Origin of the sequence: Achromobacter sp. MFA1 R4 (assembly GCF_900156745.1) — a bacterium.
Classification (GTDB): Bacteria; Pseudomonadota; Gammaproteobacteria; order Burkholderiales; family Burkholderiaceae_B; genus Achromobacter.
Map to the genome: position 1 here is coordinate 3,101,568 of NZ_LT707065.1, position 21,354 is coordinate 3,122,921.

Consider the following 21,354-nt stretch of genomic DNA (forward strand, 5'->3'; position numbering starts at 1 on the left):
ATAGGAAAAAGCAGCGACAAAGCGTCAATTTTGCCACGTTCCGCCGCGCGCCCCTTTTCGTCACGCCTGCAACCGGTTTCAATCCGCCCCCATCGTCATGTAACTGGCTCTACACTACGGGCCATTATGGATATCTCGACCCTATCCCTGGCCCGGGCGCAGTTCGTGGCCAGTCTAAGCTTCCTGGCAATTTTTCTCGCCGTTTCCCTGGCGCTGGCCTGGGTGCTGCTGTTCTTCAAGATCCGGGCCCGGTGGTCCCGCCATGGCGGCTGGACGGCGGCCTACCGCTTCTGGGTGCGCATTTTCGCGCTGGCCTTTGTGCTGACGCTGGCGGCCAGCGTGCCCGTCCTGATCCAGATCGGCAGCCTGTGGGCGGGCCTGATGGACAAGATCGGCAATGTGGCCGGTCCGCTGCTGGGCTACGGCATCCTGTCGGTATTCATCCTCAAGTCCTGCTTCCTGGGGGTCATGCTGTTCGGCCAGCGCCGCGTGTCGGACGCCGCGCACACGCTGGCCGTGCTGATGGTGGCGGTGGGGCAGCTGGTTGCCGTGTTCTGGGTCCTGGCCCTGCAATCGTGGATGCAGACGCCGGACGGCGCGCTGCTGGTGGATGGCCGCTATCAGGTCTATGACTGGGTGAAGGTCGTGCTGAATCCGTCCATCGGCTGGCGCATGGCCGTGGTGATGGTCGGCGCCGCCCTGGCCGCCTCGTTCCTCATCATGGGCGTGACCGCGTTGCAGGCCTTGCGCCGACCGCTGGGCGAGGGCGAGCGCAGCGCGTTCAAGACTGCCCTGGTCGTGGCCGTGGTGGGCGCCTTCCTGCAATTGCCGGTCGCGACCGGCGCGGGGCAGATGATGGCCCAGCTTCAGCCGGCCAAGGCCGCCGCCGCGGCGGGGTTCTGGGAAAGCGGGCCCGTGCCGCAACTGGTGTTGTTCGGCTGGCCCGACGCCCGCGCCCACACCAACGTGGCCGACCTGACGCTGAACAATGCCGGCGGGATGTGGCTGCACCGCAATCCGGATGGCACCTACCAGGGATTGGACAAGTATTCGGGCATGTTGCCCCCGGTCGCGCTGACCTTCTGGTCGCTGCGCGTGGCGGCGGGGCTGGGCCTGCTCATGCTGGTGGTCGCGTGTGTGACGTTCCTGTGGACGTTCCGGCGCGGGATGGATCCCTCGTCCTTGCCGACGTGGTGGCAGCGAGTCCTGTGCGGCATGATGTTTTCCGGCGGCATCGCCGTCGTGGCGGGCTGGTGGGTGTCGATCATCGGGCTGCAGCCCTTCGTCGTGAACGGCACCGTCACGCAATCCGAGGTCCTCGGGTCCATGCCCGCCAGCACCGTGCTGTATGGCCTGGCCGGCTACGTGCTGTTGTACGCGCTGCTGTTGGCCGCGTTCGCCGGCATGCTGTTCCATGCCGCGCGCTACGGCGTGGTGCCGGTGCGCAAGCTGATCGGAGGTGCGCCATGATCGCGATGCTGGCTGCCTCGCAGGGCCTGAGTCCCGACGACCCCTCGTTCTGGATGCCGCTCGCCTTCATGGCCCTGCTGTTCGTCGTCATCGCCGCGGGCATGGTCCTGGACGGCTTCGATCTTGGCGTCGGCATCCTGCTGCAGATCGCGCCCGAGCACGAGCGCGGACGCATGATGAGCCTGCTGAGCCCCTGGCGCGACGCCAACGAATTCTGGCTGCTGCTGGGCATGGGGCTGTTCGCGGCCGCGTTCCCGTTCGCGTGGGGCGCCGTGCTGGGCAAGCTCTACGGGCCGCTGACCTTCATGGTGCTCGGCGTGGTGCTGCGCAGCGTCGCCTTCGAATTCCGCATCCGCGCCCGCACGGAACTCAAGCCGCGCTGGATCTTCGCGTTCTGGGCCGGCTCCATCATCACGGCGTTCGGCCAGGGCATGCTGCTGGGCCGGATCGCCACCGGATACCAGTCCGACGCCGGCTACGGTTGGTTCGCGATGTTCGTGGGCCTGTGCGCGGTGGCGGCATACGTGCTGCTGGGCGCGTCGTGGCTGGTCATGCGCGTGGACGGCGACCTCCAGCGCCGCGCCGCCAACTGGGCGCGCCATGCGATCCGCTGGACGGCGGTGGGCATGGTGGCGATCGCGGTCACGCTGGGCCTGGCCAACGCCGGCATCTTCTACAAGTGGAGCAACATCGCGCACCTGAGCCTTGCGGCGTCGGTGTGGGTGCTGATGCTGGCCGGCTTCGTGGCCGCGGAAATGCTGCTGGCGCGGCTGCCCGGCAGGGCCGACCGCTTCAGCTGGCTGCCGTTCGTGCTGACGGTGGCGCTGTTTCTCCTGATGCTGAGCGGGCTGGCCTACAGCCTGTTCCCGTACCTGATCCTGGACGACATGACGCTGTGGGACGGCGCGGGCGCGCTGGGATCGATGCGGCTGGTGATGGCGGGCGCGGTCGTGGGGATACCGGTGGTGCTGGTCTTCAACATCCTGGCCTACCGGTCCGTGTTCGGCAAGGAGCGCCGCCCGGTGCCGCTGCTGCCGCCGCCTTCGTACTGAGCGGGGCGCGCCGGAACCGGCGGCTACAGGACGGGTCTGGCCACGCGCTGCAGGATTTCTTCGCCGTAGGCTTCCAGCTTGCGGGCGCCCACGCCGTTGATGTGGCTCAGATCGTCCATGGACGCCGGCCGGGCCAGCGCGATTTCCCGCAGCGTGGCGTCGTGGAAGATCACATAGGCCGGCACGCCATGGCTCTTGGCGACCTCGCCGCGCCACGCCCGCAATGCCTCGAACACGGGCTGCAGCTCGGGCGGCAGGTCGATCGCCGCGGCCTTGGGACGCCCGCTGCCGGTCTTGCCGGCGCGCGCCTTCTTCTCGGACTCGCGCCGCAGCATCAGTTGGCGTTCGCCCTTGAGCACGGCGCGGCTGCCTTCGGTCAGGGCCAACGTGCCGAAGCCTTCGTTGTCCACCGTGAGCAGGCCCTGCGCCAGCAGCTGGCGCAGCACGCCGCGCCACGCGGTGTCGCTCAGGTCCGCGCCCACGCCGAACACGCTGAGGGTCTCGTGGCCGTGTTGCCGGGTGCGGTCGGTGACCTTGCCGCGCAGGATGTCGATGATGTGGCCCGCGCCGTAGCGCTGGCCGCGTTCTTTCCAGAGCCGGTATACCGCCGACAGCACCTTCTGCGCCGCGACGGTGCCGTCCCAGGCCTGCGGCGGATCGAGGCAGACGTCGCAATTGCCGCAGGCGGTGATGTGCTGGCCAAAGTAGGCCAGCAGCCGCACGCGACGGCATTCCACCGTTTCGCACAGGCCGAGCATGGCGTCGAGCTGTTGGCCCAGGCGCCGGCGATAGGATTCGTCGCCGGGGGATTCGTCGATCATGCGGCGCTGCTGCACCACGTCCTGCAGGCCATAGGCCAGCCAGGCGGTCGCGGGCAGGCCGTCGCGGCCGGCGCGGCCGGTTTCCTGGTAGTAGCCTTCGACCGACTTGGGCAGGTCGATGTGCGCCACGAAGCGCACGTCGGGCTTGTCGATCCCCATGCCGAACGCGATGGTGGCGACCATGACCACGCCGTCCTCGCGCAGGAAACGGGCCTGGTTGGCCGCCCGCACCTGCGGACTGAGGCCCGCGTGGTAGGGCATCGCATCGATGCCCTGGTTGCAGAGGAACTCCGCCGTTTCCTCGACGCGGGCGCGCGACAGGCAGTACACCACGCCGGATTCGCCGTCGTGTTCGGTGCGGATCATGTCCAGCAGCTGCTTGCGCACTTCGTTCTTTTCGACGATGCGGTAGCGGATGTTGGGGCGGTCGAAGCTGGAGACGAAATGGCGCGCTTCGTCCAGGGACAGGCGCTGGGCGATTTCGGTGCGAGTGACCGCCGTGGCCGTGGCCGTGAGCGCGATGCGCGGCACGTCCGGCCAGCGCTCGTGCAGCATGGACAGGCCCAGGTATTCGGGCCGGAAGTCGTGGCCCCATTGGGACACGCAGTGGGCTTCGTCGATGGCGAACAGCGCAATGCGGCCGCGGTCCAGCAATTGCAGGCAGCGGTCGGTCAAGAGGCGTTCGGGGGCCACGTACAGCAGGTCGAGCTCACCGTCCAGGAAGGCCTGTTCCACGTCTCGGGCCACCCGCCATTCCTGCGTGGAATTGAGGAAGGCCGCGCGCACGCCCAGTTCGGTCAGGGCGTCCACCTGGTCCTGCATCAGCGCGATCAGGGGCGACACGACGATGCCGGTGCCTTCGCGCACCAGCGAGGGGATCTGATAACAGAGCGACTTGCCGCCGCCGGTGGGCATGAGGACGAGCGCATCACCGCCGCCGATCACCTGTTCGACAATGGCTTGCTGGTCGCCGCGGAAGGATTCGTAACCGAAAACGCGCTGCAACACGCCGAGGGCGCGCGCGTCAGACATGGGGGTAGGCCGGGAGCATCATGGCAGGGATTTTAAGCCCCAATTCCGGCAGGCCCCGCCGGCGGGATATTTTCGTCCGCCTGCCAGGCGCCTACCAGCTGAGCCAGGTGCCGCGCATGAAGGTGTCGACGGGCATGCTCAGGTTGGCGCGCCAGCCGTAGTCGCCCGTGACGATGTCCCGGTCGGCGCCCACGGCCAGCTTGACCTTGGGCGCGACGAACATGCTGTGGGATAGCCCCACACGCTGCTCGGCCAGCACCGAGCCCTCGCGCAGGCCGGAATACGTGCCGCTCAACGTGCCCCAGCCCGACAGCGGCACCCCCGCCGACACCGTATTGCGTGTCTGCGCGGCGGACGCCACGCCATCGGAATAGGTCGACAGATCGCCGTAGCCCGCGCCGATCTGTTCATTGGTGTAGCCCAGGGTCACGGTGTCGGCCAGGTCCACGCTGTAGCCGAAGCGGTAGCGGTAACCGTTGGCCGCGTCGAACGTGCTCTGGGTGGCGCCGGCCTGGAACGTGCCGAACTCGCCGGCGGAATACGTGGTGCCCACGCCGCGCGTGGTCAGCGACGGCGCGCTCTGCACCTGGCCCTCCAGCGTCATTTCCGGCGTAAGCCCGTAACGGACGCTGCCGCTGCCCACCGAGGCGCCGTAGTCGACGGGCCCTGACAGGGCGGCGGGGTCCATGAGGTTGAGCCTGCCCAGCGAGGACGAATAGCCGAAGCTGCCCTCCGGCAGGGTGGCGCCGGTGCCGCCCCAGTTGGCGATCTGCAGCCCGCCCACCGGCGCGGCGCTGCCCCAGGCGGGCGCGTTGGGGCTGACGTTGCCGACCGTGAGCGAGGGGCCCGACGTATTGCGGTAGACCCAGTTGCGGCTGCCGCCGTAGCGCAGGCCGTCCTGTCCGCTGACGGACGCGAACCAGGGCCGGCTGGGGCGGGACACGCCCGAGATCACCACCACCGGCACGCTGGGAATGTCGCCGTCTTCGAGCGCGAACGAGTAATCGGGAGGGATGTCGGCCGCCGAGGCGGGCGCGGCGAGCGGGTCGCAGGACAGCGGGACCGGCAACGCGTCGCCCGCCAGGCCCAGTCCCGTGCCGGGGACGTATCCCTCCTGCGGTTCCTGGGCGCCGCCTTGCACCGTCGTGTCCATGCCGGGTTCCGTCGCGTGCAGGTCGCACGGCGTGGGATCCAGCGGGACGGCGCGATCGTCCAGCGACGGGGCGGGGCGCACCGGGATGGACTGGACCGGAGACAGCACCCCGATGCCGCGCGCAACGTGCGTGACCTCACCTGCCGGCGGCGGCGTCAGGATAAATGGGGTCGCATCAGGCTCGGCACCGGAAGCAGGCGCCAGCGGCCAGGCCAGGCCTGCCGTCAACGCCGCGTGCAACAGCCCTCTGCGCCAGGTGATAGTGGCGACCATGGGGACAGTGTAGAGAACGTCCCGCCCCGCATCTGTAAACGATCTTTAGAAAACCCCACGAGCGGCGGCAGGGGAGGCGACATTTTAGGTCCAGATGACCGTGGCGGGCAGGCCCGCCGGAACCACCCGTCAAATGCCCGAAACATCCGCCCTACATCGTGCAACGGGTATATTTCAGATGATTTCTCGCCTCTTGCGGGCGAAGGCGGCGCGCCGCACTATGACGCCCATGGACAATTCCCACACCAAGCTGCTGGTCGTCGACGACGACCCGGCCTTGCGCCAACTGCTGGCCGACTACCTGAATCGGCACGGCTACGACACGCTGCTGGCGCCCGACGCGACCGATCTCTCGTCGCGCATCACCCGCTACGCACCCGACCTGCTGGTGCTGGACCGCATGCTGCCCGGCGGCGACGGCGCCGACGCCTGCCGCCGCCTGCGCGAGCAGGGCGAAGACATTCCCGTCATCCTGCTGACCGCGCGCGACGAAGCCGTCGACCGCATCATCGGCCTGGAAGCCGGCGCCGACGACTACGTCGGCAAGCCCTTTGACCCGCGCGAACTGCTGGCCCGCATCGAGGCGGTGCTGCGCCGCAAGCGCGGCCCGTCCGCGCTCACCAAGGATGCGCCGGTCTCCTTCGGCCCATTCGTCTTCGACCCTTCCACGCGCCAGCTTTCGCGCGAAGGCACGGTCGTCAAGCTGACCGGCGGCGAAATCAACCTGCTCGAAGCCCTGGTCCGCAATGCGGGCAAGCCGCTCTCGCGCGAGCGCCTGCTGGCGCTGGCCCGCGATGACGACGCCGGCGAGCGCAACGATCGCGCCATCGACATCGCCATCCTGCGCCTGCGCCGCGTGATCGAAGACGATCCCAAGCAGCCGCGCTGGATCCAGACCGTCTGGGGCATCGGCTACCGGTTTTCCCCCTGATGCGCTTTTCCCCCGGCTTTCTGGTGCCCCGTTCGCTGCGGGCGCGGCTGATCCTGCTGATCCTGGGATCGGTCCTGCTGACGCAGGCTGCCACCCTGGTGACGGTGTCGTACTTCCGGCACAAGTTCATGGAAGATGTGGCCATCGGCTACATCGTCACCACGATCCGCACGCTGCGCGCGGCCGTATCCCAGGTGCCGGCGGAAGACCGCGCCGATTTCGTGCGCGCCGCGTCCCAGAACCAATGGCGGCTGTGGTCGCGCGTGCTGCCGGCCGAAGCCAAGCTGCAGCGATTCAACGGCCGCCGCCCGCCACCGCCCCGTTCGGCGCCCCGTCCGCCGCCGCCTCCGCCGCCCGCGCCGTCTTCCCAGGATGCCCAGATGCACGGCCCCCCGCCGCCTCCGCCGCCCGAGGTCCGGGGCGATGAGGGCGAGTCGGGCGCCGCGCGGGCGGACGATCGCAGCGACGAACAGCGCGAGGCCGATCGCGCGCGCGAACGCGAAGAGCACAATCGCCGCTACAAGCCCGAGCCCGACGATATCCGCCGCGACCTGCGCGTGCTGGTCCAGCAGCTCAACGAACGCCTGAACGACGGCACCCGCGTCGCGCTGTCGCGCGGCCCCACGCCGGAGATCTTCATTTCCCTGGCCCCCAATCCCGCCACCGAGGACGCGCCGCGCCTGCGCGAATGGCTGGTCATTCCGCTGGACCGGCTGGATCCGCCCGTCGCCACGCCGTTCATCGCCGCCTGGCTGGGCGGCCTGGGGCTCCTGCTCTTGCTGGCCGTGGGCTTTTCGTGGCACATCACGCGGCCGATCACGCGGTTGGCCGACGCCGCCGACCAGCTTGCCGCCGGCCAGCCCCAGCGCGTGGAACCCTCGGGTCCGCACGAAACGCGCGTGCTGGGCGAACGCTTCAACGCCATGCTGGACGCCCTGTCCGAATCCGATTCGGTGCGGCGCACGCTGCTGTCCGGCCTGCCGCATGACCTGAAAGGGCCGCTGTCGCGCATGTGGTTGCGCGTCGAAATGGCGGACGACTCCACGCTGAAGGAAGGGCTGCGCACCGATCTGCGCGACATGCAGCACATGGTGGACCAGTTCATCGGCTTCGTGCGCGGCACCGATCCGGCCGCCTACCGCTACGCGCCCATCGTGCTGTCCGAATGGCTGACCGAACGCGTGGGCGCCTGGCAGGGCGCGGGCACCGACATCGGCCTGGATGCCGCGGCCGAGGCCAGCGGGCTGGTGGTGCAGGCCGACGCCGTCGCGCTGGGCCGCCTCCTGGACAACCTGATCGGCAACGCGCTGAACCACGGCGCGCCGCCGGTCGAGATCGCGTTGCGCCGCGAGGACGCAATGGCGGTGCTGGATGTCGCCGACCACGGGCCGGGCATCGTGCCGGAGCGCCGCCTGGAGGCGCTGCGCCCGTTCAGCCGGCTCGACGACGCGCGCACGCGCACCGGTAGCGTGGGCCTGGGCCTGGCGCTGGCCGAGGCCATCGCGCGGGCGCACGGCGGTTCGCTGGAGCTGCGCCAGGCCGACGCCGGCGGCCTGTGCGTGCGCGTCAGGCTGCCGTTGGCCCCGGCCGCCTGACGGGGGCGCCCCGGCGCGGCCCGCGCTACGGTACGATGCATCCTGCTTCGTCCTTTGCACGTTTTCCGCACCATGGCCATCCAGTCCGATTCGCTTTCCTCCCGTCCCGACGCGCCACGTATCGTGGCGCCGCAGCCGGTGTCGCCCAACGAGGAGTCGATCGAACGCGCACTGCGGCCCAAGGCGCTGGAAGAGTACGTCGGCCAGCAGCGCGCCCGTGAACAGCTCGAAATCTTCATCGCCGCGGCCAGAAAGCGCGGCGAGGCCCTGGACCACGTCCTGCTCTTCGGCCCCCCGGGCCTGGGCAAGACCACGCTGGCCCACATCATTGCGCATGAAATGGGCGTGCAGTTGCGCCAGACGTCCGGCCCGGTCCTGGAACGCCCGGGCGACCTGGCCGCGCTGCTGACCAACCTGGAAAAGAACGACGTCCTTTTCATTGACGAAATCCATCGCCTGTCGCCCGTGGTCGAGGAAATCCTCTATCCGGCGCTGGAAGACTTCCAGATCGACATCCTGATCGGCGAAGGCCCGGCCGCGCGCAGCGTGAAGCTGGACCTGCAGCCGTTCACGCTGGTGGGCGCCACCACGCGCGCCGGCATGCTGACCAACCCGCTGCGCGACCGCTTCGGCATCGTCTCGCGGCTCGAGTTCTACAACGCCGAAGACCTGGGCCGCATCGTGACCCGCAGTGCGGGTTTGCTCAACGCCGTCATCACGCCGGACGGCGCGGCCGAAGTGGCGCGCCGCGCCCGCGGCACGCCGCGTATCGCCAACCGCCTGCTGCGGCGCGTGCGCGACTACGCCGAGGTCAAGGCCGGCGGCACCATCGACGCCGACGTCGCGGGCCGCGCGCTCGCCATGCTGGAGGTCGACCCGCAGGGCCTGGACCTGATGGACCGCAAATTGCTCGAAGCCATCGTCCACAAGTTCGACGGCGGTCCCGTGGGCGTGGACAGTCTGGCCGCGGCCATCGGCGAAGAGCGCGACACGATCGAGGACGTCATCGAGCCCTATCTGATCCAGCACGGCTACCTGCAGCGCACCCCGCGCGGCCGCACGGCCACGCTGACCACCTGGCGCCACCTGGGCCTCGCCCCGCCCGCCGGCACCACCGGCGGCAGCGGCGACCTGTTCGGGAAGTAGGCGCGCGGCCGGCTAGGCGCGGCCGGCGAGGCGCGGCCGGCGAGGCGCGGCCGGCGAGCGGCGCCCTCCGCCCGCTGCATGCACCATCGTGCGTCCGGGCGGCGTGCAAATCGTGCCGGCGGGTTTATGATCCCAGGGTTTTCGTTCCCCCTTGCGATCAAAGGACCCCATTCCATGCTGCCCGAATTGCCCTCCTATGATGATGTCGCGCGCGCCAGCGAGCGCCTGGCCGGCAACGCACACCGCACGCCCGTCCTGACCTCGACGACCGCCGACGCCATCGCCGGCGCGTCGCTGTTCTTCAAGTGCGAGAACTTCCAGCGCATGGGCGCCTTCAAGTTCCGGGGCGGGTACAACGCGATCGCGCGCCTCACGCCCGAACAGCGTGCCGCCGGCGTCGTGACGTTTTCGTCGGGCAACCACGCGCAGGCCATTGCGCTGGCCTCCCGGCTGCAGGGCGTAACGGCCACCATCATCATGCCGCTGGACGCCCCTGCGGCCAAACGCGCGGCCACCGAGGGCTACGGCGGCAAGATCGTCACGTATGACCGCTACACCGAAGATCGCGAAACCATCGCCCGCCGCATCCAGGCCGAGACCGGCGCGACGCTGATCCCGCCTTACGACCACGAAGACGTGATCGCGGGGCAGGGCACCGCGGCCAAGGAATTGTTCGAGGAGGTCGGCGAACTCGATTACCTGTTCGTGTGCCTGGGGGGCGGCGGCCTGCTGTCGGGCTCGGCCCTGTCCGCCTTCGCGCTCAGCCCGCGCTGCCTGGTCTACGGCGTGGAGCCCGAGGCCGGCAACGACGGCCAGCAGTCCTTGCGCAAGGGCGAAATTGTCCGAATTCCCGCGCCCAAGACCCTGGCCGACGGCGCCGCGACGACGCACCTGGGCAATCTCACCTTCCCGCTCATCCAAAAGTACGTCCGCGACATCGTCACGGTGACGGATGAACAGCTCGTCACCACCATGAAATTCTTCGCCGAGCGCATGAAGATGGTCGTGGAACCCACGGGCTGCCTGGCCGCGGCCGCCGTCATGCAGAACGTCGTACCGGTGGGTGGGGCCCGGGTAGGCGTCATCATCAGCGGCGGCAACGTCGACCTGCCGGCCTACGCCCGGCTTCTGGCGGGCTGACGCGAATCAAGGCGAATCAAGCGGCGCGCGGGGCAGACCGCCTGCGCGCGCTTGCGCCTGCCGACCTGGCAGGGCAGAATCGAATCTCGATCCTGACAAACCGGAGGCGACGCCATGCGTATCCTTGTCATTGGCGGCACGGGCTTCATTGGCCGCCACTTGGTAGCACGGCTTTGCGCGGACCAGCATCAGATCGTCGTTCCCACGCGGCTTGTCGCCCGCGGACGCGACCTGCAATTACTTCCCACCGTCACCCTCATGCAGGCCGACGTCCACGACGACGCCGCGCTGGACGGCATGGTGCGGGGCTGCGATGCCGTCATCAACCTGGTTGGCATCCTGCACGGCAACACGGGCCGGCCCTATGGCTCGGATTTCGCGCGCGCCCATGTGCTGCTGCCGCAGCGCATCGCGCAGGCCTGCGTGCGCCACGGCGTGCACCGCCTGCTGCACGTCAGCGCGCTGGGCGCCGATTCCAGCGGCGACAGCATGTACCAGCGCTCCAAGGGCGACGGCGAGGCCGCCATCAAACAGGCCTACCAGGACCGTCGGGACATCGGCTGGACGATCTTCCGCCCGTCGGTCCTGTTCGGACCCGACGACAACTTCACCAATATGTTCGCGTCGCTGGCGCGCTGGCTGCCGGTGCTGCCGCTGGCGGGCGCGGATGCGCGCATGCAGCCGGTCTACGTGGGCGATGTGGTGACCGCCATGGTGTCGGCGCTGGCCGACACGCATACCTGTGGCAAGACCTACGAACTGGGCGGGCCGCAGGTCTACACGCTGGGCGAGATCGCGCGGCTGTGCGCCGCCTGGAGCGGCCATCCCCGTCCGGTCATCGGCATGCCGATGGGCGTGGGGCGCATGCAGGCCCGGCTGTTCGAATGCATGCCGGGCACGCCCCTGATGTCGCGGGACAACCTGGATTCGCTGCGCCGCGACAACATCTGCAGCGGTCCCATCGCGCCGGAACTGCATGTGGTGCCGACCGGCCTGGAGGCCGTGGCGCCGCGCTACCTGCACGGCAAGGCCTGAGCGGGCGGTGAACCCGCCCGCGCTCCCTAGCGCACCAGCGCCTTCAGCGCCTGCTTGATGCCGTCGGACACGCCCACGCCCTCGGGCAGGGTCTTGAGCGCCGACAGCGACTCCTTCTCGGAGTAGCCCAGCGCCAGCAGCGCGTTCAGGATGTCGGACTGGTTGTCGGGCGTGGCGTGCGGCGAGGCGCCGATGTCCGCGCCCAGCTTGCCGCGCATTTCCAGCAGCAGGCGTTCGGCGGTCTTCTTGCCAATGCCCGGCACGCGGGTCAGGCGCCCCGATTCCTGCAGCGTGATGGCCTGGGCCAGGTCGGCGACCGACAGGCCCGACAGCACGGATAGCGCCGTGCGCGCGCCGATGCCGCTGACCTTGATGAGTTCGCGGAACGCGCTGCGTTCGCCGGCGGACGCGAAACCGTACAGGATGTGGGCGTCTTCGCGCACGGTCAGGTGCGTGTAGAGCGTGACGCGCGCGCCCGTCTCGGGCAGGGAATACAGCGTGCTCATGGGCACGTCGATGTCATACCCCAGACCGCCGACGTCCACGCAGATCGTGGGGGGCAGTTTCTCGATCAGGGTTCCGGTGATGCGTCCGATCATGGTGTAGGCCTGCAAGGGTGGGGCCGCGCGGCGCGCGGCAAATGCGGGGATTCTATACGCGCGCTGTCGCGCGGGCGTCAGCCGATCAGGCGGCCGTTGCGCAGGCGGGTCTTGCCGCCCATGCGCAGGGCGCTGCCCAGGCGTTCCAGCTTGTCCTGCAACGGGCCCACGTGCGCATGGCAGATGGCGCAGGCCAGCGCGTCGGCCGAGTCGGGCGCGGGCATGCCGTCCAGCGCCAGCAGGTGCTGCACCATCATCTGCACCTGCTCCTTGGCGGCGCGACCGGTGCCGACGACGGCCTTCTTGATCTGCAGCGCGGTGTACTCGTGCACGTCCAGCGAACTGTCCGCCAGCGCGCACAGCGCGGCCCCGCGCGCCTGGCCCAGCAGCAGGGTGGACGCGGGATTGGTGTTCAGGAAGACGATTTCCAGCGCGGCCACGTCGGGCCGCGTGTCGCGGGCCACCTGGCGCAGGTTGTCCAGGATGACCTTCAGGCGTTCGGACAGCGTCAGCGCCGGCGGGACCACGATGGTCCCGCTGGCCACATAGCGCAACCGCGAACCTTCGGCATCGATCACACCGAAGCCGGTGCGGCGCAGGCCGGGATCGATGCCGAGGACGCGCATCAGTGACGGAAGTGGCGGGTGCCGGTCAGCACCATGGCGATGCCATGCTCGTCGGCCGCGGCGATGACTTCATCGTCGCGCACGCTGCCGCCCGGCTGGATCACGCAGGTCGCGCCCGCGGCAACGACTACGTCCAGGCCGTCGCGGAACGGGAAGAAGGCATCGGACGCCACGGCCGAGCCCTTGAGCGTCAGGCCGGCGTTTTCAGCCTTGATCGACGCAATGCGGGCCGAGTCGATGCGGCTCATCTGGCCGGCGCCCACGCCCAGCGTCATGCCGCCGCCGACGAACACGATGGCGTTGGACTTGACGTACTTGGCGACCTTCCAGGCGAACGACAGGTCGTTCATTTCCTGTTCGGTGGGCTGGCGCTTGGTGACGACCTTCAGGGCGTCGCGCGGCACGTTGTAGGCGTCCGGCGTCTGCACCAGCCAGCCGCCGCCCACGCGCTTGACGTCGAAGGCGTTCTGGCCCGTGCCCATGGGCACTTCCAGCACGCGCACGTTCTTCTTGGCGGCCAGGATGGCCAGCGCGGCGCCGTCATACGCCGGGGCGAGCAGCACTTCCAGGAATTGCGCGCTCACGGCTTCGGCCGTGGCGGCGTCCACCGGACGGTTGAAGGCGATGATGCCGCCGAAGGCCGACGTCGGGTCGGTCTTGAAAGCCTGCTGGTACGCGCCCAGCGTATCGGCCGCCACGGCCACGCCGCAGGGGTTCGCGTGCTTGACGATGACGCAGGCGGGCGCCTCGAAGCTGCGCGCGCATTCCCATGCGGCATCCGCGTCGGCGATGTTGTTGTAGGACAGTTCCTTGCCCTGGAGCTGGCGGTAATTGCCCAGCAGCCCGGCCGGACGCTGCGCGTCCACATAGAAGGCGGCGCTCTGGTGGGGGTTTTCGCCGTAGCGCAGCGCCTGTTCCTGCTTGACCTGCAGCGTCAGCGTGCCGGGCCATTCGTTGCGCGCGGGCACGGCGTCCTGGGCCGGCTCGGCGTCGGACAGGCTGGTCAGGTAGGCGGCGATGGCGCCGTCATAGGCGGCCGTGTGCGCATAGACCTTGGAGGCCAGCGCCAGGCGCAGGCCATAGGAGGTGCTGCCGCCCTTGTCCATTTCGGCCAGGACGCGCGAATAGTCGACGGGGTCGATCACGACCGTGACGCCACCGGCTTCGGTGCCGTGGTTCTTGGCGGCGGCGCGCAGCATGGCCGGACCGCCGATGTCGATGTTTTCGACGGCGTCGGCGAACGAGCAGTCCGGCTTGGCGACGGTTTCACGGAACGGGTACAGGTTGACCACCAGCATGTCGATGCGATCGATGCCAGCCGCCTTGATGGTGTCCATGTGCTCGGCGCTGTCGCGGCGGGCCAGCAGGCCGCCGTGGATCTTCGGGTGCAGCGTCTTGACGCGGCCGTCCAGGATCTCGGGCGAGCCGGTGTGAGCGGCCACTTCGGTGACGGTCAGGCCGGATTCGGCCAGCAGCTTGGCGGTGCCGCCGGTCGACAGCAGGCGCACGCCGCGCGCGGCCAGGGCGCGGGCAAATTCAACGATGCCGGTCTTGTCGGACACCGAAAGCAGGGCGGTTTCGATTTTCATGATGGGACGGGAGTGGGGCGGGGACGCCTTTCTCGTTCTGGTCGGATGGGAAATCTGGAAGGAGGGGCGGGCGATGCAGCCGCCGCCCGCGCAGGGAAAGCTATACCTGGATATTGTGCGCCAGCAACTTCTTGCGCAGGGTGTTGCGGGTGATGCCCAGCATCTCGGACGCCCGGGACTGGTTGCCGCCCGACCGCTCCAGCGCTACTTCAAGCACCGGGCGCTCCACGCAGCGCATGACCATGTCCCACATATCGTGGGGCTCGGACTCGCCCAAGTCTTCGAAATAGCGCTCCAGGCTGGCGCGCACGCATTCTTCCAGGACATCTTTCTTGCTCATTTGAGTACAAATATTTTTATGTTGGTGTTCAGGCGGTCATGCCGCCAGCAGGGCTTCTGCGACCGGCGCCGGGGTGGGGCTGCCGTCGCGTGAGAGAGAGTCGAACCAGTCCGCCACCGCCCGCCACTGGTCGCGGGTGTTGTCGATCAGGTTCATGCGGGCGCAGAACGAATCCGCGCCCGGCAGGCCGTCCACATACCAGCCGATGTGCTTGCGCGCCGTGCGTACGCCGGTGTGCTCGCCATAGAAGCGGTAGTGGTCGTCGAGATGTTCGAGCAGCAGCTCGCGCATTTCCCCATGGGTGGGAGGGGCCAGTGTTTCGCCCGTGCGCAGGTAGTGGTCGATTTCGCGGAAGATCCACGGACGGCCCTGGGCCGCCCGGCCGATCATGACCGCGTCGGCGCCAGTGTAATCCAGGACGTGCCTCGCCTTGGCGGGCGAGTCGATATCTCCGTTCGCGATCACGGGAATGGAGAGTTCGGCCTTGACGGCGCGGATGGTGTCATATTCCGCCTCGCCCGTATAGAGGTCCGCCCGGGTCCGGCCATGCAGGGTGAGGGCGGCGATGCCAGCGTTTTCGGCCAGCTTGGCCACGCGCACCGCGTTGCGGCTGTTGCGGTCCCAGCCGGTGCGGGTCTTCAGGGTGACCGGCACGCCCAGCGGCGCGCAGGCGGCCACCACGGCGTCCAGGATGCGGACGATCAGGTCTTCGTGGCGCAAGAGCGCCGAGCCGGACGCCACGTTGCACACCTTCTTGACCGGACATCCCATGTTGATGTCGATGATCCGGGCCCCCTTGCTGGCGTTGAACGCGGCGGCCTCGGCCATCATGGCGGGGTCGGCGCCGGCGATCTGCACCGAAATGGGGGCGATCTCGCCGTCGTGGTTCAGCCGGCGCGAGGTCTTGACGCTGTCCCAGAGCTTCGGGTTGCTGGCGGCCATTTCCGACACCGCGTAACCCGCCCCCAGCTTCTTGCAAAGCTGGCGGAAAGGACGGTCCGTCACGCCCGCCATGGGCGCGACAAGAACGTTGTTGGGAAGGGTCCACTGGCCTATGCGCATGCTCACATTTTAACCGGCTCGATCGCACCCCCGTTTTCGGGGTGCGACGGCTTGTTAGCAAACAGGGAAGAAAAAGGGGGAGAAGAGAGGCGAAAAACGGGAACCCAGCCCCTTTACGGGGCCGGATCCGCGGGGCCGGATCCGTGCCCGGAATCAGGAGCGGAATCCCTGCAGCAGGTGTTGCGCCAGGGGCGCGCGCAGGGGGGAAGCCAGGTCCATCCCCAATAACGCGGCGCCGCAGGCATGCTCGACCGGCGCCAGGCCGGTGGCGAAGATGCGCGGCATGAGGTCCGTGAGCCCGGCCGTGATGAAACGGTCCAGGTGGCGCGCGCCGGCGAACTCGGCCAGGGCGGGCCCGGGGTTGGTGGACGGACGGGCGAGCCAGCCGGTCAGCGTCTGGGCCAGCCTGGCCGCGTCGCGCAGGCCCAGGTTCAGGCCCTGGCCCGCCACCGGATGCAGCGTCTGGGCGGCGTTGCCGATGGCCGCCACGCGGCCATGCACCTGGGCGCGGCGGGCGGCCAGCGCCAGCGGAAAGACGTGGCGCGGGGCATGGCTGGACAGGCGGCCGAGGCGGTCGCCGAAGGCTTGCGTCAGCGCATGGGAAAACGCGGCATTATCCAGCGCCGCCAGTTCGGCCGCGCGCTCGGGGGCGCTGCACCAGACGACGGAATAGGCGTCCGGGGTCAGCGGGTGCGGCAGCAGCGCCAGCGGCCCCTCGGAGGTAAATCGCTCCCATGCCCAGCCGCGCCGCGGCAAGGTGGCGTGCGCGGTGGTCAGCACGGCGTGCTGGTCGTAGTCGCGCCGCACGTCGGTGGCGCCGGCGCCATCGGACTGCACGGCCACCTGGCAGCGCAGCTCGGCGTCGCCGCGTTGGATACGCACGCCGTCGGCGTCCTGCAGCCCGATCTGCGCCGCCGGGCCGGCAAGCACCGTGACGCCGCAGGCGGCCACGCACTCGTCCAGCCTGGCGTACAACCCGGAGTAGGCCACCACGCTGCCCAACTGGGGCACGCCGAAGTCGGTGTGCTGGATCAGCGTGCGGCCCAGCCGGCCACGCTGCGACACATGGATGTTGCGGATGTCGGCCGAGCGCTCGGGCCAGGCATGCAGCGACTCCAGCAGCACGCGGCTGCCGTGGTTCATGGCCAGGACACGGGGATCCGCCGCGGGCACCGCCGCGGCCGGCGTAACCGGGGCCGGCGCGCTGGCGGCCAGCAGGGCGATGCGCGCCGGGTCCGGCGCCACGCGCGCCAGCATCAGGGCCAATACGCGGCCCACGGGGCCGGCGCCAAGAATCGCGATGTCGAAGGCGGATGCAGTCATGTCCGGATTTTAACCGTCCACTACAATCGCGGCAGCCGGCTCCGCGGCTCCCCTACCGGTTGATCGACATGACGCAGGCCCAGGCTTCCTCTTCGCTTTCCGCCGTTTCCGCGCGCCGCCCCCGCGGCAAGGTCGCGGTCGGGCTGCTGGCCTGCCTGTTCGGCGCGCTCGGCGCGCACTGGTGGTATCTGGGCCGCCGCCACGCCTGGCTGGTGACCGCGTTCGCGCTGGCCTGCCTGTTCTGCGCGATCCGCTTTTACCCGGTCTGGTACGACAACCCCGCTTTTTTCCTGCTGTTCGTGCCGATGATCGACGGATTCATCGAAAGCGCGGTGTTTTCGCTGATGCCCGACGAGAAATTCGACCGGATCTACAACCCGGGCCTGGGCAAGGTGTCGTCCACCGGATGGGGGCCGGTGCTGGTCGCCATCCTGGCGTGCCTGGTCGGGGCCATCGTCACCATGTTCGCCATCGCGATGGTGGTGGTCTACGTGTGGGTGGCCATGGGCTGGCTGGACGGCTACGTGCTGTAGCGACGGGTTTCGGCGAGGTGTTCCGGGGGCCTGCCCTGGCGACGTGTGCCGGCGGCCCGTCCGGCCGCGCTATTCGCGCATCAGCGCCTCGATCTCGGTGGCCTGCACCGGCACGCCGCGCGTGATGAGCTCGCAACCCTCGTCGGTGACGAGCGCATCGTCCTCGGTGCGGATGCCGATGTTCCAGTAGGCCTCGGGCACGTCGTCCGCGGGGCGCACGTAGATCCCCGGTTCGATGGTCAGCATCATCCCGGGCTCCAGCCTGCGCCACGGGCGTTCGGCGCCGCGCGCGGCGCCCTGCTCGCGATAGTCGCCGACGTCGTGGACGTCCAGGCCCAGCCAGTGGCCGGTCCGGTGCATGTAGAAGCGGCTGTAGTCGCCGGATTCCAGCACACCGTCCAATGAGCCCTTCAGGAGTTTCAGGTCCAGCATGCCCTGCGCCAGGACGCGCAAGGCGGCTTCGTGCGCGTCGTTGAAGGCGCGGCCCGGCGCCGTGGCCTGGGCCGCCGCGTCCTGGGCCGCCACGGTCAGGTCGTACAGCGCGCGCTGCGGGCCGCTGTAGCGGCCATTCACTGGAAAAGTGCGGGTGATGTCGCTGGCGTAGCTGTCCACTTCGCAGCCCGCATCGACCAGCACTAGGTCCCCGTCACGCAGCACCGCCTCGCCGGCGGGGTAGTGCAGGACGCAGGCGTTCGCGCCCGCCGCGACGATGCTGTTGTACGCCACGGACTGGGCGCCGTGGCGCCGGAATTCATAGAGCAGTTCGGCCTCGATCTCGTATTCGTGCATGCCGGGCCGCGCGACGCGCATGGCGCGCGCATGCGCGCCCGCCGAAATCTTGGCCGCGCGGCGCATCGCCGCGATTTCGGTGGCGTCCTTGATGAGCCGCATTTCCGCCAGCAGCGGGCGCAGGTCCTGCTGGCGCGTGGGCGGGGCATGTCCGCCGCGGCTCGCCTCGCGCGCCGCGGCCAGCCAGCGGTGCAGGCGGCCATCGGTGCGCTTGTCGCCGGCCAGCGGCGCATACAGGGTCGGGTGGTCCAGCATCAGGCCGGGCATCAGCTCGTCCAGCGCATCGATGGGATGGGCGTCGTCGAAGCCGAAATGGGCAGCGGCGGCCTCGGGACCGAAGCGCTTGCCTTCCCAGAGTTCATGCTCCACATGGCGGGCGCGGCAGAACAGCACCGCCCGGTCCGTCGCGCCCGCGACCAGCACCACCCAGGCGTCCGGCTCGGTAAAGCCCGTCAGGTAGAAAAAGTCGCTGTCGTGGCGGTAGGGGTATTCCGCGTCGCGGTTGCGGATGGCCTCGGGCGCGGTCGCCAGGATGGCGATACCGCCTCCTTCCGCGCGCATGCGTTCCATCAGGCGCTGGCGCCGCGCGGCGAAAGGGGCGATGTCGTCGGGAGGCAGACTCATGGCGGGCCGGGGCGGGCAGCCCCGCAAAGGCGGAAGATGGGGCTTACTTTACCTGCCAACCCGCGAATGCGACACCCCGAGGACGAATCCGCGAGGGCGGGGCGGGTATGGCTGCGCGGCCTGGAATCCGCTGCTACAATCGCGGCTCTGTCATTGGGGAGTAGCCATCCTTTGCCCCCAAAGGAGTCAGCGTCAACAGACTTGGCGGTTCAGTGCTGCGGAGCAGCCGCTAGAACCCCATGGCGCTGACGGCGCCCACGTCCGGCATGCCGCCGCGTGGGTCAGCCAGGCGAGACCTTTGGCCGCGTAGCGTTCACCCTTGGCCGGGCGAGCCGCTGCGTCGCGCCAATGGTATATGCTCGTCCGGCCGCGTTCCCATGTTGCTCACCCTGTTTCTGTTCTTCCTGTCCGCGGCAGTGATCTACGTCGCGTGCGAGTTCTTCGTCAATGGCGTCGAATGGGTCGGTCATCGATTCCAGCTGGGCGCCACGGCCACCGGCACCGTGCTGGCGGCCTTCGGCACCGCGCTGCCGGAAAGCGCCGTCACCTTCATGGCCGTCGTCTTCGGCAACACCCCCGAGCAAAAGGACATCGGCGTCGGCGCCGCGATGGGCGGTCCGCTCGTGCTCGCCACCCTGGCCTACGCGGTGGTCGGCCTGGCGCTGTGGCGCGCCCGCCGCGGCCAGACCGAGCAGGCGGACTGTATCAACGCGGACCAGCGCCGGCTGGCCCGCGATCAGGCCTGGTTCATGGGCATCTTTGTCTTCAAGGTGGGCCTGGGCCTGCTGGCCTTCGCGTGGAAGCCGTGGCTGGGCTTCGTGTTCCTGATCACCTACGCCCTCTACATCAAGCGCGAACTCAGCAACGACGAGGAGTGCATGGACGGCGAAGACCTGGAGCCGCTCAAGCTGCGCCCGCGCGACGAAAACCCCACCATGTTCTGGGCCGCCACGCAGACGATCCTGGCGCTGGTGGTGATCGCCGGCGCCTCGCACGTGTTCGTGAACCAGATCGAGGCGCTGGGCATCGCCATGGGCGCCTCGCCGCACGTCGCGGCCTTGCTGCTGGCGCCCGTGGCCACCGAGTTGCCCGAAATCATGAATGCGCTGATCTGGGTGCGCCAGGGCAAGGAGCGTCTCGCGCTCGCCAACATTTCGGGCGCCATGATGATCCAGGCCACCATCCCGAGCGCGCTGGGCATCTTCATGACGCCGTGGCTGCTGGACGCGCCGCTGCTTGCCGCGGGCCTGTTCACCATGCTGTCGATCGGTCTGCTGTGGCTGCGCTTCCGCCGCGCGGCAATGAGCGTGCCGGCCCTGTCGGCGGTGGCCGGCCTGTACGCCCTGTTTGCCGGCTACCTGGGCTGGCATTTCCACGCGTACTGATGCCGGGACCGACAAGCGCCCGCGCGCTTGTCCGACTTTCGCCGCATTTGTGGGCCGAAAGTTCGCCTAACCCTTGTCCATCAGTACAAACCCGCGTAAAATCCTTCTGTTTTCCATCCCAGGAGCAGTCTTCGTGAATACCGATTCCGGCGAAAGTTGTCGATCTTGCATCGACGTCGCTGTCTGACAGGATCCACGCAGAACTCCGTCTGCCGCATCCTGTCATTCAGGTTGCGGTGTTTCCCAGGCGCCAGGCTTAACCCGGCGCAATAGCGCAGGCCCTCGGCCTGCCGGGACCCTCCCCAACACAAACCGCCAGAACCGCCGCTAGTCGCAGCGCCAGCGTTCGCGCACGTTCGTCGTGTCCGTCCGTCAGGCGCCGCCGGGCTGCGCTCGTGTTCGCGATCACGCTCCGCCTTCTTGCCATGGAGGTCGTTATGCGTTTCTTCGACTTGTTCCTGCGCCGCGCCGGCGTGGACCGTGCCACCGCCCTGGGCCGCCGTCGCGGCACGTCCCGGCTGACGGTGATCTGTCCGCGCGGTGAACTGGGCGCACTGCGCAAGCAGATCTGCCTGGACTTCAGCGCCGCCGGCCTGGATGTCTCGCAAGTGCAGATCGACCAGGGCAAAGACCCCGATCTCGCGTCGGCTTGCATCACCGTCAATTGCCCCCCGGAACTGCGGGCGGAATTGATGTCGCAAGCGCGCCGCCTGAGCGCCAATCCCGTCGTGCGCCGCGTGCATTTCGGCGCGCAGGCCGCGATGGCCTGAACACCCGTCCCATCCCTCCCAGGAGAAATCATGCCTAGCGCCTTAGACCCAGAGCCTCGATTGCGC

General features: G+C 69.0%; 19 protein-coding genes and 1 riboswitch. Of the genes, 10 read left to right on the forward strand and 9 right to left on the reverse strand.

The annotated features are described in order from the left end of the window. Window positions 1–126 precede the first annotated feature (126 nt). Window positions 127–1,470, forward strand: coding sequence for a cytochrome ubiquinol oxidase subunit I (locus BXA00_RS14015; protein WP_076519038.1), 1,344 nt, complete (start codon window positions 127–129; stop codon window positions 1,468–1,470). After that, a complete protein-coding gene (locus BXA00_RS14020) occupies window positions 1,467–2,522 on the forward strand; it encodes a cytochrome d ubiquinol oxidase subunit II (protein ID WP_076519039.1) in 1,056 nt (351 codons plus the stop codon). The genes BXA00_RS14015 and BXA00_RS14020 overlap by 4 nt, the downstream gene beginning before the upstream one ends. 23 nt (window positions 2,523–2,545) lie before the next feature. On the opposite strand, the gene recQ is transcribed toward BXA00_RS14020, so the two are convergent. Next, on the reverse strand, window positions 2,546–4,375 hold the full coding sequence (gene recQ, locus BXA00_RS14025) for a DNA helicase RecQ (protein ID WP_076519040.1): 1,830 nt from the start codon (window positions 4,373–4,375) through the stop codon (window positions 2,546–2,548). A 91-nt stretch (window positions 4,376–4,466) separates the two neighbouring features. Then, window positions 4,467–5,801, reverse strand: coding sequence for a fimbrial protein (locus tag BXA00_RS14030; RefSeq protein WP_076519041.1), 1,335 nt, complete (start codon window positions 5,799–5,801; stop codon window positions 4,467–4,469). A gap of 229 nt (window positions 5,802–6,030) precedes the next feature. Here BXA00_RS14030 and BXA00_RS14035 point away from each other — a divergent pair, with 229 nt between their 5' ends. From BXA00_RS14035 to BXA00_RS14055, 5 genes are all read left to right on the forward strand, one after another. After that, window positions 6,031–6,732, forward strand: coding sequence for a response regulator (locus BXA00_RS14035; protein WP_076521949.1), 702 nt, complete (start codon window positions 6,031–6,033; stop codon window positions 6,730–6,732). Beyond that, window positions 6,732–8,327, forward strand: coding sequence for an ATP-binding protein (locus tag BXA00_RS14040; protein ID WP_076519042.1), 1,596 nt, complete (start codon window positions 6,732–6,734; stop codon window positions 8,325–8,327). Before BXA00_RS14035 ends, BXA00_RS14040 begins: the two co-directional genes overlap by 1 nt. 72 nt (window positions 8,328–8,399) lie before the next feature. Next, window positions 8,400–9,473, forward strand: a complete 1,074-nt coding sequence (gene ruvB, locus BXA00_RS14045; RefSeq protein ID WP_076521950.1) for a Holliday junction branch migration DNA helicase RuvB — start codon at window positions 8,400–8,402, stop codon at window positions 9,471–9,473. Between the two features lie 174 nt (window positions 9,474–9,647). After that, entirely contained in the window at window positions 9,648–10,613 is a 966-nt protein-coding gene (locus BXA00_RS14050) for a threo-3-hydroxy-L-aspartate ammonia-lyase (protein WP_076519043.1), read from the forward strand. Window positions 10,614–10,727: 114 nt separating this feature from the next. Further along, window positions 10,728–11,648, forward strand: coding sequence for a complex I NDUFA9 subunit family protein (locus BXA00_RS14055; protein WP_076519044.1), 921 nt, complete (start codon window positions 10,728–10,730; stop codon window positions 11,646–11,648). Between the two features lie 26 nt (window positions 11,649–11,674). Here BXA00_RS14055 and ruvA read toward each other — a convergent pair whose 3' ends face one another. From ruvA to BXA00_RS14085, 6 genes are all read right to left on the reverse strand, one after another. Continuing rightward, window positions 11,675–12,247: a Holliday junction branch migration protein RuvA gene (gene ruvA, locus BXA00_RS14060; RefSeq protein WP_076521951.1), complete on the reverse strand. Its 573-nt coding sequence runs from the start codon at window positions 12,245–12,247 to the stop codon at window positions 11,675–11,677. Window positions 12,248–12,324: 77 nt separating this feature from the next. Continuing rightward, window positions 12,325–12,873: a crossover junction endodeoxyribonuclease RuvC gene (ruvC, locus tag BXA00_RS14065; RefSeq protein ID WP_076519045.1), complete on the reverse strand. Its 549-nt coding sequence runs from the start codon at window positions 12,871–12,873 to the stop codon at window positions 12,325–12,327. After that, window positions 12,873–14,462 carry a bifunctional phosphoribosylaminoimidazolecarboxamide formyltransferase/IMP cyclohydrolase gene (gene purH, locus BXA00_RS14070; RefSeq protein WP_076519046.1) on the reverse strand — a complete coding sequence of 530 codons (1,590 nt, stop codon included), beginning with the start codon at window positions 14,460–14,462 and terminating at the stop codon, window positions 12,873–12,875. The genes ruvC and purH overlap by 1 nt, the downstream gene beginning before the upstream one ends. Before the next feature lie 100 nt (window positions 14,463–14,562). Continuing rightward, on the reverse strand, window positions 14,563–14,802 hold the full coding sequence (locus tag BXA00_RS14075; protein WP_006217670.1) for a helix-turn-helix domain-containing protein: 240 nt from the start codon (window positions 14,800–14,802) through the stop codon (window positions 14,563–14,565). Between the two features lie 36 nt (window positions 14,803–14,838). Further along, window positions 14,839–15,864: a tRNA dihydrouridine synthase DusB gene (dusB, locus tag BXA00_RS14080; RefSeq protein ID WP_076519047.1), complete on the reverse strand. Its 1,026-nt coding sequence runs from the start codon at window positions 15,862–15,864 to the stop codon at window positions 14,839–14,841. A 153-nt stretch (window positions 15,865–16,017) separates the two neighbouring features. Further along, entirely contained in the window at window positions 16,018–17,187 is a 1,170-nt protein-coding gene (locus tag BXA00_RS14085) for a UbiH/UbiF/VisC/COQ6 family ubiquinone biosynthesis hydroxylase (RefSeq protein WP_076519048.1), read from the reverse strand. 68 nt (window positions 17,188–17,255) lie between these two features. Here BXA00_RS14085 and BXA00_RS14090 point away from each other — a divergent pair, with 68 nt between their 5' ends. Then, entirely contained in the window at window positions 17,256–17,720 is a 465-nt protein-coding gene (locus tag BXA00_RS14090; RefSeq protein WP_076521952.1) for a hypothetical protein, read from the forward strand. A gap of 69 nt (window positions 17,721–17,789) precedes the next feature. Here BXA00_RS14090 and BXA00_RS14095 read toward each other — a convergent pair whose 3' ends face one another. Beyond that, entirely contained in the window at window positions 17,790–19,133 is a 1,344-nt protein-coding gene (locus tag BXA00_RS14095; RefSeq protein ID WP_076519049.1) for an aminopeptidase P N-terminal domain-containing protein, read from the reverse strand. Between the two features lie 136 nt (window positions 19,134–19,269). Then, window positions 19,270–19,447: riboswitch (yybP-ykoY riboswitch) on the forward strand. A 63-nt stretch (window positions 19,448–19,510) separates the two neighbouring features. Here BXA00_RS14095 and BXA00_RS14100 point away from each other — a divergent pair. Beyond that, window positions 19,511–20,518, forward strand: a complete 1,008-nt coding sequence (locus tag BXA00_RS14100) for a sodium:calcium antiporter (protein ID WP_076519050.1) — start codon at window positions 19,511–19,513, stop codon at window positions 20,516–20,518. A gap of 437 nt (window positions 20,519–20,955) precedes the next feature. Further along, entirely contained in the window at window positions 20,956–21,288 is a 333-nt protein-coding gene (locus BXA00_RS14105) for a hypothetical protein (RefSeq protein ID WP_076519051.1), read from the forward strand. Window positions 21,289–21,354: the final 66 nt, after the last annotated feature.